The following is an 11,957-nucleotide window of genomic DNA, read 5'->3' as shown; positions in this document are numbered from 1 at the left end:
CGAACCTCACCCGCCAGGGAGGAGGACGGCGGCACGGCGGTCCGGTGCGATGCCGGGGTGAACGCATCCAGAGGCACCGACATCGCCGGCACGCTGCTGTTCGTGCCGCGCCTGGTGCTCAGGGCCGCGGGGGCGGGTCTCGACGCGGTCGTACGTGAACTCCTGGCCGCCGTCGTACGGCGCATCGAACTCGACGACGTGGTGTCCCGCGTGGACGTCGACCGCGTGGTCGAGCGGGTCGACGTCGACCGGGTCGTGGAACGCGTCGACGTGGACCGGATCGTGTCCCGGGTCGACGTCAACCGGGTCGTGCGGCGCGTGGACGTGGACGAGATCGTGGACCGCGTCGACGTGGACGCGATCGCGCGGCGCCTCGACGTGGACCGGGTGGTGGAACGGGTGGACGTGGAGCGGGTGGTGGAGCGGGTCGACGTGGACGCGATCGCGCGGCGCCTCGACGTCGACGCCGTCATCGACCGCGTCGACCTCGTCGCCCTGGTCCTCGACGTCCTCGCGGAGATCGACGTGCAGCGCATCGCCCGGGAGGCCGGCAGCGGCATGACGCGCGAGACCGTCGAGGCGGTACGGGAACGCGGCATCAGGGCCGACCGCCTGGTCGCCCGCCTCACGGACCGCCTGCTGCGCAGAACACCCGACGACCGGACCGAAGGCCCGCTGCACCGGCCGGTACGGCCCGCGTGAACGGCGACGCGGCGCACGCCGGTGACGGGGCGTGGCAGGCGCGGGGCCGGCCCGCCGGGCTCGTCTCACGGCTCGTCGCGGCGGCCATCGACGCGCTGGTCGTGGCGGTGCTCGGCGTCCTCCTGCACCTGGGGGCCTCGGCCCTCGTCCTGGTGGTCACAGGACCGCCGTTCAGGACCCTCGACCCGCCCGCGTGGGTCACGGCCGCGTGCGGCACGGCGATCGCGCTCGGCTACGCGGCGGGCAGCTGGGCCACGACGGGGCGTACCGCGGGGGGCCAGGTGATGGGCCTGCGGGTGAGCGCCCGCTCGGGGCAGCTGCTCAGGGCCGCGCCCGCGACGCTCCGGGCCGCACTCTGCCTGGCCCTCCCGGCAGGCCTTCTCTGGATCCCCCTCAGCCGCCGCAACGCCTCCGTCCAGGACCTCCTGGTACGCAGCAGGGTGGTCTACGACTGGACCCCGCGCAGCCCGGCGGTCTCCGCGTACCGCAGGACCGCGCCTTAGCCCCCCGCCCCGGCGGCCCGCGTCGTCGCCACGTTCGGGGCCGAGCCGCCCGGCAGCAGTGTCGCGGCGCCGAGGCCGATCAGGCCCAGCGCGGCGAGGGTGATCATCGCGGCGGCGTACGCGTGGGACGGGTCGGCGACGAGGATCGTGCCCGCGACGGCCGTGCCCACGGACGAGCCCAGGTTCGAGACGCTGCGGGACAGGCCCGAGATCTCGCCCTGCTCGTCCTCGGCGAAGCTCGACTGGACGATGTTGACCGACGGGGTCAGCATCACCCCGAGGCCCACGCCGATGAGGAAGAGCCCGGGGGACGACGCCCAGGCGCTCGCGGAGCCGCCCGACATGACGAGCAGGACGACGATGCCGCCCAGGGTGATGACGAACCCGCCCGTGATGAGCGTGCGCTGGGCGCGGCGTCTGGCGAAGCGCTCGGCGGCCAGGGACGACGCGAGCAGGCCCACCGTGGCCGCCGTGAAGATCACGCCGGTCTCGATGGCGTTGTGGCCGCGGACGACCTGGAGGTAGGCGGCGACGACGAACGACACCCCCATCAGGACGAGCCACTGCACGTGCTGGGTGATCAGGCCCAGGTTGGAGGTGCGGTTGTGGAAGAGGGACGTCGAGAGGAGCGGTTCCTTGCCGGCCCGCTCCATCGCGCGTGCCGAGCGGAAGAACCAGACGAGGACCAGCGCCCCGGCTGCCAGCAGTCCGGCCGCCAGCCACGCGTTGTCGTCGACGGCGAGGATGCCCGTGACGAGGACGATGAGCCCGACGGCGCTGAGCACCGTGCCGCGGACGTCGAAGGACGCGGTGGGGTCCGCGGGCAGCGGGTCGGGCACGCGGCGGCTCAGGAGCAGGATGAAGCCGACGATGAGGGCCTGGAACACGAAGGCCGCGCGCCAGCTGACCGCCGTGGTGATGAGCCCGCCGATGAGCGGCCCCGCGGCCGCGCCGATGCCGCCCATCGCCATGATGGCGCCGAAGGCGCGGGCCCGGTCGGTGACGCCGGTGAACAGCAGCGTGGCGAGGATGTACACGGGCGGGATGAGCAGGGCCGTGCCGATGCCCTCCAGGACGGAGTTGCCGAGGATGAGCAGCCCGAGACCGGGCGCGAACGCGCTGAGCAGGGCGCCCACGCCGTACACGGCGAGCCCCGCCTGGAAGCAGCGTTTGCGGCCGTGGCGCTCGGTGAGCTTGCCGCCGGGGATCATCAGGGCCGCCATCACGAGCAGGAAGATCGTGATGGCGGTCTGGACGCCCTGCACCGTGGTGTCCAGGTCCTCGCTGATGTCGTTGATCATCACGTTCATGTTGGAGCCGGCGAAGCTGCAGATGAACTGGGCGAGGGCGAGGGGGAGCAGGACGTGGCGCGGTCCGTCGGAGGTCGCTCCCGGTGTGGATCCCGCGGTCGGTCCCGGCGGGGCTGTGTGGTCGGCCATGGGGCGCTGCCGTCCGGTCAGGTGCCGCTGTCGGCGGCGACGGCGAACACGTGGGTGCCCCAGGGGGCGAGGTCGACGTAGAGCCCGGGGTCGGTCAGCTCGTCGCCGGAGCGTTCGTGGCGGGAGCCGTCCAGGAGGTCGGTGAGCTGTGCCGCGCGGCCGACGAGTTCGGGCCAGGGCAGCCGGATCCTCGCCTGTGCGGACTGCCCGGAGAGGTTCACGGCCACGGCGAACCGTCCGGGGGCGCCGGTCCAGCTCCAGGCGAGCACGGAGCGGTGGCTGGGGTTGTCGGGCCATCCCTCGGTGTCGAGCAGCCGCCAACCGCCCTCGCGCATCCGGCTCTTGTGGACGGCGGACAGGAGCCGTTCATGGAAGGCGCGCAGCTCCGTGTCGGGCTCCTCGTCGGGCCTGCGGTCGAGGAAGACGGGCAGCTGGGTGCGGCGGCCCGTGAACTGGCCCTCGTGCCACAGCGTCGCCCCGGGCAGCGTCGCGATGACGACGGCCGCCGCGCGTTCCTTGTCCGCGGGCAGCGTGTGCGCGGCCCGCGGCTCGTCGTGGTTCTCCAGGAACCGTACGAGCCTGCGCTGGTAGTCCACGGGCGCCTGGAGGTGCTGCCGGACGGATTCCGCGTCCTCGTGCACGATGCGGTCGTAGAGCCGCTTGTCGTAGCAGAAGTCGAATCCCTGCTGCTGGAGCGCCCATTCGAGGTCCCAGTACGCCTCGGCGGCGAAGACCATGCCCGGGTGGCGGCGCCGGACGTCGGCGAACACGGCGGGCCAGAACTCCTCCTGGGGCGCGAACCCCGCGTACTGCCCCCAGGTGCGGGCGAACACGTCGTTCATGAGCAGCATCGCCATGTCGCAGCGCACTCCGTCGCAGGCGTTCCCGATGCCGGTGAGGACCTGCGCGGTGGCGGCGCGCAGGGCGGGCGCGAAGGCGTCGAGCTGGACGACGTCGGGCCACGGCGGGAAGAAGGGGTCGCGGCCGCGTGCGTACACGGCGGTGCCGGTGTCGAGGAACGCGGCCGGGTCGCGCCGCAGGTCCTCGGCGGTGCCCCGGACGAAGTACTCGGGGTGCTCGGTCACCCAGGGGCTGTCGGGCGCGACGTGGTTCGGCACGTAGTCGAGGAGCAGCCCGACGCCGCGCCGGTCGAGTTCGGCGCGGGCCACGGCGAGCCCCTCGGCGCCGCCGAGTGCCGCGTCGGCCTCGTAGCGGCGGATGCAGTACGGCGATCCGGCGATCTCGTCGTCGGCGATGTCCGGCACCGCCCGTGTGAAGGCGGCCCGCAGCGACGCGTCGCGCAGGGCGATGGCGCGGCCGGCCGGGCTCCGCTCCCACACCCCCATGAGCCAGACGGCGTCGACGCCGTGCGGGGCGATGTGGTCCCAGGCGTCCTTGGGCACGTCGGCGAGGCCGGTGTGCGAGCCGGTGCGCCGCTGGAGCTCGCGCAGCCACACCCGGGTGTTCACTTCGTGCACGACGGGTTGTGCGGGCAGCCCGGTCATGAGGTCCCCTCCCCGGGGTCGGCCAGGAAGTCCCGGGGTCCGAGCCTCCCGAAGAGCATCATCAGGGGGGCCACCAGGCCGGTCCAGCCGGTCTGGTGCGCGGCGCCGATGCCCGCGCCGTTGTCCCCGTGGAAGTACTCGTGGAACGAGATCAGGTCGCGCCAGTGCGGGTCGTTCTGGAACTTCTCCTGTCCGCCGTAGACGGGCCTGCGCCCGTCGGGGCCGCGCAGGAAGGTCGCGCCGAGCCGCCGCGAGATCTCCTCGGCGACTTCGTAGAGGGTCATCCGCACCCCGGAGCCGGAGGGGCACTCCACGGTGAGGTCGTCGCCGTAGAAGCCGTACAGGTTGAGCAGGGCCCGTACGACGAGGGCGTTCACCGGGAACCAGACGGGCCCGCGCCAGTTGGAGTTGCCGCCGAACATCCCCGAGTCCGACTCGGCGGGCACGTAACTCACCTGGTGCTGCTCGCCGTTGACCCAGAAGGTGTACGGGTGCTCGGCGTGGTGGCGGGAGAGCGCGCGCAGCCCGTACGGACCGAGGAACTCGTCCTCGGAAAGCAGCCGTTCGAGTACGCGCAGCAGCTTCTTCTCGTCCATGACCGACAGCAGCCGGGGCCCGCCCGTGGACCCCGCCTGGGCGGTGGCGAGGGTGGCGGAGAGCGAGGGGTGGCGGGTCGCGAAGCGGTGCAGCCGTTCGCGCAGGCCGGACACCTTCGCGAGCTGCGAGGGCCGGAAGACGGTCGACGCGCAGAGCGGGAGGAGGCCGACCATCGAGCGCACTTTGAGGCGGACCGCCTGCCCGTCGGGCAGCCGCAGCACGTCGTAGAAGAAGCCGTCCTCCTCGTCCCACATGCCCTCGTCGAGGTCGCCGACGCGGTCCATGGCCGCGGAGATCCACAGGTAGTGCTCGACGAACTTCAGGACCAGGTCCTCGTAGGCGGGGTTGTGCTCGACGAGTTCCAGGGCGATCTGCAGCATGGCCTGGCAGTACAGGGCCATCCACGCCGTTCCGTCGGCCTGTTCGAGCTGGCCGCCGGTGGGCAGGGGCGCGCTGCGGTCGAAGACGCCGATGTTGTCGAGGCCGAGGAAACCGCCCTGGAAGACGTTGCGGCCGGTCGGGTCCTTGCGGTTGACCCACCAGGTGAAGTTCGTCAGGAGCTTCTGGAAGGTGCGTTCCAGGAACGCGCGGTCGGCGTGGCCGCTGATGCGCTCCTCCATCATGTAGACGAAGTACGCGGCCCAGGCGTGCACCGGAGGGTTGACGTCGCCGAAGTTCCATTCGTACGCGGGGAGCTGCCCGTTGGGGTGCAGATAGGCGTCACGGGTCAGCAGCTCCAGCTGTTCCTTGGCGAAGCCGACGTCCACCATCGACAGGGCGACGGTGTGGAAGGCCAGGTCCCAGGCGGCGAACCAGGGGTACTCCCACTTGTCGGGCATGGAGATGATGTCGTCGCTGACCATGTGGAACCACTCGCGGTTGCGGGTGTCGTTCCCGCGCGGCAGGCTCCACGGGGCCAGGCCGTGCTCGGCGAGCCACGTCTCCAGGTCGAAGCAGTAGTACTGCTTGCTCCACAGCATCCCGGCGAACGCCTGCCGCATGACGCGGCGTTCGTCCTCGCCCGCGCTCTCCGGTGCCAGCTCGTCGTAGAAGCGGTCCGCCTCGGCGATCCGCGCGTCGAAGACGGAGTCGAAGCCGCGGCCGACCGGGGCCTTCGAGCCGGTGGGCGCGAGCCGCATCGACAGGGTCGTCGAGGTTCCGGCGGGCAGGGTGAGGGTCCAGTGGCCGGCCGCCTTGGTTCCGTGCCGGGCCGGGTTGACGGCGCCGATCTCGCCGTTCACGACGTGCCGACCGATGCCGTCCTTGGTGTACGGCGATGCGTTGGGGGCGCCGAAGAGCCGCTCGTTGTTCGTCTCGTTCTCCGTGAAGAGGAGCGGCACCCGGTCGCCGAACCGCAGGTCGTAGCTGCCGAGCTCGGGGTGGGACGCGGTGAGGGAGACGGTCCCGCCGGAGCTGTCGGCCGCGGTGATCCGGGGCTTCGCACCGCCGTCCTCGGTCCACGACCAGGTGTTGCGGAACCACAGCGTCGGCAGGACGTGCACGGTGGCCTCGTCGGGGCCGCGGTTGTCGACGGTGACGCGGATGAGGACGTCGTCGTGCGCGGCCTTCGCGTACTCGACGGTCACGTCGAAGTAGCGGTTGTCGGCGAACACCCCGGTGTCCAGGAGTTCGTACTCGAAGTCGCCGCGCCCGCGCTCCCGGTTGGTGGCCACGAGGTCCTCGTAGGGGAACTCGGCCTGCGGGTACTTGTACAGGTAGCGCATGTACGAATGGCTGGGCGTGCTGTCGAGGTAGAAGTAGTACTCCTTCACGTCCTCGCCGTGGTTGCCCTCGCCGTTGGTGAGGCCGAAGGCGCGCTCCTTGAGGATGGGGTCGCGGCCGTTCCACAGCGCGAGGGCGAAGCAGAGGCGCTGCTTCTCGTCGCAGATCCCGCCGAGGCCGTCCTCGCCCCAGCGGTAGGCACGGGACCGTGCGTGGTCGTGCGGGAAGTACGACCACGCGTCGCCGTTGTCGCTGTAGTCCTCGCGGACCGTGCCCCACTGGCGCTCGCTCAGGTAGGGGCCCCAGAGCCGCCACCGGCCTTCCTCGTCGCCCCTCGGGCCGATCTGTTCGGTGCTCGTCCCTGTGCTCATGGGTTCCCTCCCTGCGGCGAGGTGACCTGGGCAGCGTCAGTCTGTGTGCCGGGTTCCTGCCCGGCCTCACCTGCGGTGGGTGAGGCGTCGTCGCGGTCTTCAGCGGCGGTTTCGCGGTCCTCGGTGGCTGCTTCGGGCCCGCCGCGCGCCAGCAGCGTGACCCCCGCCTCGTACGCGAGGAGCACCAGCGCGACGACGAGCAGCGCCGTCCACGAGGCGAACAGCAGCGCGACGAGGACCGCCACGACGAGCCCGCCCACCCGCAGCACGTCGGCGTGCTCACGGATCCACTGCCGCACCCCCGGCCCCGTGCCCCGGCGCGCGGCCCGCGCCACGAGTCCGCCGAGGGCCCGCGCGCCCTTGGCGACGGTGCGGCGCAGCCACACGGGCACCCTGCCGGGCCCGACGAGGTAGGAGACGACCGCGATGGCGACGCCGAGCCACAGGAGCTGGGCGCCCCGTTCGCGGAGCGTCTCGAACACGGTCCACAGCACGTCGCGCACCCCCTCCCGGTACGCGCCCGGCTTCACCTGGGCCAGGAGCTGGTCCCGCACCGCCCGCAGCACGCTGGTCATGACGGTGACGGCGACCACCAGCCACAGCCCGAACTGGAGGACGGTGCGCCGGCGGTTCGGGGAGACCCACAGGGCGAGGGCGAGCAGGACGGGTACGGCGATGAGGATCCCCCACACCGCCCGCTTGAACAGCAGCACCATGTCCTGGACCTGGCTCAGCTCGCCGCGGTCGTAGAGCCGCACCTGCCCGAAGTCGTCGGGCAGCGTCACGCCGAGCGCCTTCTCGATGCGGTCGTGCAGGTCGGGCGGTATCTCGCCGGAGGTGATGCGGGGCAGGTCGAGGTCCTTGCCGAAGAGCGTGGGGAGCTGGTCCTCCAGGGTGTCGAGGACGTTGTTGATCATGGGGAGGAGGTTCAGGGTGACCGTGTCGCCCTCGGCCCGCACGTTCTTGTTCTTCTCCTCCAGGATCGAGACGATCCGCTCGTGAGCGAACCGGTTGGTGGTGAGCCACAGGTTCTGGAACTCGTCGGTGGCGATCAGTTTCGAGATCGAGCCGCGTACGTAGTCCCGCACCGCACCGGTGACCGGCGGGGCCAGGAACTCCGCCCGGTCGGGCAGCGCCTCCGCCAGCCGGTCCTCCACGTCGAGCCGGTCGAAGACCTGGTCCGTGAGGTAGGCGGACACGGCTCTGTTGACCGCCGGATGGCTCGGCAGGTCGTCCACCGTGTCGACCCACCGCCCGGTGCTCAGCGTGGTGCGCGCGGCCCACACGCCGATGACCGAGGTGACGGTGAGGACGGCCGCGAGCGCGATCAGCACGGCGGCGGTCACGCGCCGGACCACCAGGAGCCGGGCCTTCTTGTTCCGCCGGGTGTCGGCGTCGGCCCGCAGGGTCGCGACCTCCGCGCGCAGCCGCACCAGTTCGTCAGCTTCTTCGTGGGCCATGGCGTCGCACCTCCGGCGCCCACTGTCGGGCAGCGACCGCGGGGCGACCTTCACCTGTGGTGGGTGACGTGGGACGGGGCACGAAGCGGCCCGATGGAAGCGAACCGTCGATTTCCGAGGAAGGGAGTCTCGATGAGCGCCATCGGGCCCGTACAACTGCTGACGGTCGCGTTCGGCCCCTCGGCCAAGTTCGAGGGCCGGGTCATCGAAGAGTTGATCATCCTGGAGTCGAACGGGCAGATCCGCGTGCTCGACATGCTCTTCGTGGAGAAGGAGATCGACGGACGTCTTGTCGCCCTCGACTACCAGGCCGAGGACATGGGCGACACCGTCGCCGCACTGCTCGGCATCTCCCGCGACAGCATGCGGGGAGCGGAGGAGCTGTATCCGTCCGTGGCCGAGGGGAACGCCTTCGGTCTCACGAGTGCCGAGATCAGGGACACGGCCCAGGAACTGGAGCCGGGCACCGCGGCGGCGTTCATCCTCTTCGAGCACGTATGGGCGAAGTACCTGCGCGCCGCCATCCGCAACGCCGGCGGCGTACCCGTCGCCGAGGGGTTCCTCACCGAAGAGGCGCTCCTGCCCATCGCGGCCGAGCTCGTCGCCGCGGCGGACCAGCGGGGGGAGCCGATCTCCCCCCGGGACCACAAGACCAGGGTCAGGAGGAAATGATGGCCGATCTAGTCGTGCTCGGCTTCACGGACAAGGACAAGGCCGAAGCGGTCCTGAGGCTCAGCAAGGAGCTGTCGCGCCAGGAGCTGCTCGACCTGGAGGACGCCGCGCTCGCCTGGCGGACCATGGACGGCAAGGTCCACGTGCGCCAGAGCTACAGCCTCACCGGGGCCGGAGCGGCGGGCGGCGCCCTGTGGGGGACGCTGTTCGGTCTGCTCTTCCTGATGCCGGTGTTCGGTGCGGCGGTCGGCGCCGCCACGGGCGCCGTCGCGGGGAAGCTCTCCGACATCGGCGTGAACGACGCCTTCATCAAGGAGGTCGCGAACACGCTGGAGCCCGGCAAGGCCGCGGTCTTCGCGCTCGTGCGCCGCTCCACCCCGGACCGGGTACGAGAAGCGCTACGCCCCTTCAACCCCACCGTCCTGCGTACCTCCCTCACCAAGGACCGGGAGGAGGAACTCGTCGAGGCGCTCCAGTCCAAGTGAGCCCGGTGTCCGGCGCCGCGTGCGCCGTCCCGCAGGACGGCGCACGCGCGCCGGGCGCACGGAAACTTCACCCGGGTGAGATGGCCGCCCCCATGGGTGCCGTCCCACCCGCCGGACCCAGACTCGTCTTTCCAGCACCACCCGATCCGAGAGGGAGGTGCCGTCGATGGACGACCGCCTGGGGAGGCCGCCTGCCGAGACCGTCTTCACACCCGAAGCACCCGTGCCGGGACCCCGCACGGCCGTGCCCGAACGCCGTACCGCCGTTCCCGAACTGCCCGGGTGGCTCGTCCCGCGCCCGCGGCTCGCCGAACGGCTCTCGCGGGGCGTGCTCGGGCCGCTGACCGTGGTCGTGGGGCCGGTCGGAGCGGGCAAGTCCGCACTCGCCACGGAGTGGCTGCACACCGGCCGGGCCCCCGGCCCGGTGGCCTGCGTGCGGTGCGAGGGGCGCGAGGAGCGCCCCGACGTCTTCTGGCCACGCATCCTCACCGCGCTGAGCGGCGCGGGCGTGGACCTTCCCGCGTTCGACGACGTGCCCGTCAACGAACTGCTCGTCGCACGGCTCTCCGCGGAGCTCGCGCTGCGCGGCACACCGGTCGTGCTGGTGCTCGACGACTTCCAGCCGGAGCCGGGCTCACCGGTCGCCGAGGGAGTCGTCAGCCTCCTGAGGCACACCTCGTCCATGCTGCGCCTGGTCGTGCTCTCGCGCCGGGACCCGCCGCTGCACCTGCACCGCTACCGGCTCTCCCGCGAACTCACCGAACTGCGCACCGCCGACCTCGCGTTCACCGACGCGGAGACCGCGTCGCTGCTCTCCCAGCACGGCCTGGACGTGGCCCGCCACGTGGTGAGGGCGCTGCGGCGGCGCACGGCGGGCTGGGCGGCCGGGATCAGGCTCGCCGCGATGTCGATGCAGGGGCAGCGCCATCCGGACCGGTTCATCGCCCGGTTCGCGGGTGACGACGAGGCGATCGTGACGTACCTGGTGGAGGAGGTGCTCGACGTACAGTCCCCCGAGATGCGCAGGCTGCTCCTGACCACGAGCGTCCTGGAGCACGTGAACGCGGAGCTGGCCACGGAGGTCGCGGGCGAGGAGGCGGGACGGTACTTCGCCACGCTCGTACGGCAGAACTCCTTCCTGCAGCCCCTGGGGCAGGGCTGGTTCCGCTGCCACCGGATGTTCGCCGACGTGCTCCAGCTCAGGCTCCAGCACGAGCTGCCGGGCAGCGTCGCCGGAGTGCACCGGCGGGCCGCGGCCTGGCTGGCGGAGCACGCGTGCCTCGCGGCGGCGGTGGGCCACGCCCTCGCGGCGGACGACGCGCACTACGCCGCGCGTCTGGTCGTCGAACAGCTCGGGATCGGACAGCTTCTGGGCCTCACGGCGACCCGGCTGCCGGACATTCCGGACCAGTGGTCCCCCGCGGAAACGTCCCCCGCGGAGACGCGGACGGAGGACCCCGAGCCGGTGCTCGTCGCCGCCGCCGCGCGGTACACGGACGCCGACGCGGTCGCGGAAGCACTGGCGGAGGCGGCCCGGCTGACCGACGCGCTGCCGGACACGGAGACCGACCGGACGCTCAGGTGCCGGCTCACGCACGCGGTGATCCGGATGGCCGCGGACCACTCCAGGGACCTCGCTGCGGCGCGGGCCGCGGCCGCCGAGTCCAGGGCCCTGTGCGCACGGCTGCCCGCGCACGCGCTGGCCGAGCGGCCGGAGATCAGGGCGCTGACGCAGTTCGTGCTGGGGCGCGCGGAGTTGCGCGCCGGCGACCTGAGGGCTGCCGAGCCGCTGCTCACGAGCGGCCTCAAGGCGGCGGGAGCCACCGAGAACGGCGCCCTGCGCCGGGGCTGCCTGGTGGAGCTCGCCCTCCTCGAAGCGGTCCGGGGCCGCTTCCGCGCGGCCGGCGAGTTCGCCACGCTCGCGACCCGGCCCCCCTTGCCCACCTGGACCGCGCGGGACAGCTCCAACGCGACGCTCCTCGTCGTACGGGCCTGGGTCGCCCTCGCCCGCGGCGAACCGGCCGTCGTACGCGCCGAGTTGGGGCACGTCGGCGCTGCCCTGCACGCGCTGCCCGACCCGTTCACGGCGGGCGTCGCGTCCCTGGTCGGCCGGCTGGTCAACCTCGCGGGGCAGGGCCTGTCCGCGGCGCCCGACGCGCTCCTGGACACGGCGGGGCCGTGGTTGCCGCCGACGCTGCGGCAGCCCCTGGCGCGGGCCTGCGCGGCCTCGCTCGACACACCCTGCGCCCGTGCCCACCGGTCCGCCCCCGGCGACGGGCACGGAACGGCCGACGTCACGGTCGAGCGGCTCACCGCGAGGGAGGAGGACGTGTTGGGGAGGCTGTCGCAGATGATGACCACCGAGGAGATCGCGGAGGACCTGTTCCTCTCGGTCAACACGGTGAAGACCCACCTGAAGAGCGTCTACCGCAAGCTCGCCGTGTCCCGCAGGTCGGCGGCGGTACGGCGGGCCCGGGAGCTCCAGCTGCTGTGACGTGGAG

The 11,957-nt window shown here is 72.3% G+C and carries 9 protein-coding genes; 5 read left to right on the top strand and 4 right to left on the bottom strand.

All coding sequences use genetic code 11. The annotated features are described in order from the left end of the window. Positions 1-57: 57 nt before the first annotated feature. Together DEJ49_RS17335 and DEJ49_RS17330 are read left to right on the top strand one after the other, a co-directional pair. Positions 58-702 (top strand): hypothetical protein, encoded by a 645-nt coding sequence (locus DEJ49_RS17335; protein WP_150184956.1) that lies wholly within the window; start codon positions 58-60, stop codon positions 700-702. After that, positions 699-1,205: an RDD family protein gene (locus DEJ49_RS17330; protein ID WP_150184955.1), complete on the top strand. Its 507-nt coding sequence runs from the start codon at positions 699-701 to the stop codon at positions 1,203-1,205. Before DEJ49_RS17335 ends, DEJ49_RS17330 begins: the two co-directional genes overlap by 4 nt. Here DEJ49_RS17330 and DEJ49_RS17325 read toward each other — a convergent pair. From DEJ49_RS17325 to DEJ49_RS17310, 4 genes are read right to left on the bottom strand one after another with little or no spacing between them, the layout of a single operon-like run. Next, positions 1,202-2,644 carry an MFS transporter gene (locus DEJ49_RS17325; protein WP_150184954.1) on the bottom strand — a complete coding sequence of 481 codons (1,443 nt, stop codon included), beginning with the start codon at positions 2,642-2,644 and terminating at the stop codon, positions 1,202-1,204. The two genes, DEJ49_RS17330 and DEJ49_RS17325, sit on opposite strands and share 4 nt — an antisense overlap. Before the next feature lie 17 nt (positions 2,645-2,661). Beyond that, the gene (locus DEJ49_RS17320) at positions 2,662-4,149 is read right to left on the bottom strand and encodes an alpha-amylase (RefSeq protein WP_150184953.1); all 1,488 of its coding nucleotides are present in this window, start codon (positions 4,147-4,149) and stop codon (positions 2,662-2,664) included. Then, the gene (locus DEJ49_RS17315) at positions 4,146-6,839 is read right to left on the bottom strand and encodes an MGH1-like glycoside hydrolase domain-containing protein (protein ID WP_150184952.1); all 2,694 of its coding nucleotides are present in this window, start codon (positions 6,837-6,839) and stop codon (positions 4,146-4,148) included. The genes DEJ49_RS17320 and DEJ49_RS17315 overlap by 4 nt, the downstream gene beginning before the upstream one ends. Then, positions 6,836-8,299 carry a hypothetical protein gene (locus tag DEJ49_RS17310; RefSeq protein WP_150184951.1) on the bottom strand — a complete coding sequence of 488 codons (1,464 nt, stop codon included), beginning with the start codon at positions 8,297-8,299 and terminating at the stop codon, positions 6,836-6,838. The genes DEJ49_RS17315 and DEJ49_RS17310 overlap by 4 nt, the downstream gene beginning before the upstream one ends. Before the next feature lie 132 nt (positions 8,300-8,431). On the opposite strand from DEJ49_RS17310, the gene DEJ49_RS17305 reads away from it, so the two are divergent. From DEJ49_RS17305 to DEJ49_RS17295, 3 genes are all read left to right on the top strand, one after another. After that, positions 8,432-8,971, top strand: coding sequence for a DUF1269 domain-containing protein (locus DEJ49_RS17305; RefSeq protein WP_150184950.1), 540 nt, complete (start codon positions 8,432-8,434; stop codon positions 8,969-8,971). Then, the gene (locus DEJ49_RS17300; RefSeq protein ID WP_150184949.1) at positions 8,971-9,456 is read left to right on the top strand and encodes a DUF1269 domain-containing protein; all 486 of its coding nucleotides are present in this window, start codon (positions 8,971-8,973) and stop codon (positions 9,454-9,456) included. Before DEJ49_RS17305 ends, DEJ49_RS17300 begins: the two co-directional genes overlap by 1 nt. A gap of 166 nt (positions 9,457-9,622) precedes the next feature. Beyond that, positions 9,623-11,950: a helix-turn-helix transcriptional regulator gene (locus tag DEJ49_RS17295; protein WP_150184948.1), complete on the top strand. Its 2,328-nt coding sequence runs from the start codon at positions 9,623-9,625 to the stop codon at positions 11,948-11,950. The last annotated feature ends 7 nt before the right edge of the window (positions 11,951-11,957 follow it).

It is taken from the genome of Streptomyces venezuelae (genome assembly GCF_008642335.1).
Classification (GTDB): Bacteria; Actinomycetota; Actinomycetes; order Streptomycetales; family Streptomycetaceae; genus Streptomyces; species Streptomyces venezuelae_F.
This window is presented reverse-complemented; position numbering and strand designations above follow the sequence as displayed.

Excerpts from the sequence above, each read along its gene's own strand:
- DEJ49_RS17325 (WP_150184954.1), bottom strand. The coding sequence starts at position 2,644 with ATGGCCGACCACACAGCCCCGCCGGGACCGACCGCGGGATCCACACCG.
- DEJ49_RS17320 (WP_150184953.1), bottom strand. The coding sequence starts at position 4,149 with ATGACCGGGCTGCCCGCACAACCCGTCGTGCACGAAGTGAACACCCGG.
- DEJ49_RS17315 (WP_150184952.1), bottom strand. The coding sequence starts at position 6,839 with ATGAGCACAGGGACGAGCACCGAACAGATCGGCCCGAGGGGCGACGAG.
- DEJ49_RS17310 (WP_150184951.1), bottom strand. The coding sequence starts at position 8,299 with ATGGCCCACGAAGAAGCTGACGAACTGGTGCGGCTGCGCGCGGAGGTC.
- DEJ49_RS17305 (WP_150184950.1), top strand. The coding sequence starts at position 8,432 with ATGAGCGCCATCGGGCCCGTACAACTGCTGACGGTCGCGTTCGGCCCC.
- DEJ49_RS17300 (WP_150184949.1), top strand. The coding sequence starts at position 8,971 with ATGGCCGATCTAGTCGTGCTCGGCTTCACGGACAAGGACAAGGCCGAA.
- DEJ49_RS17295 (WP_150184948.1), top strand. The coding sequence starts at position 9,623 with ATGGACGACCGCCTGGGGAGGCCGCCTGCCGAGACCGTCTTCACACCC.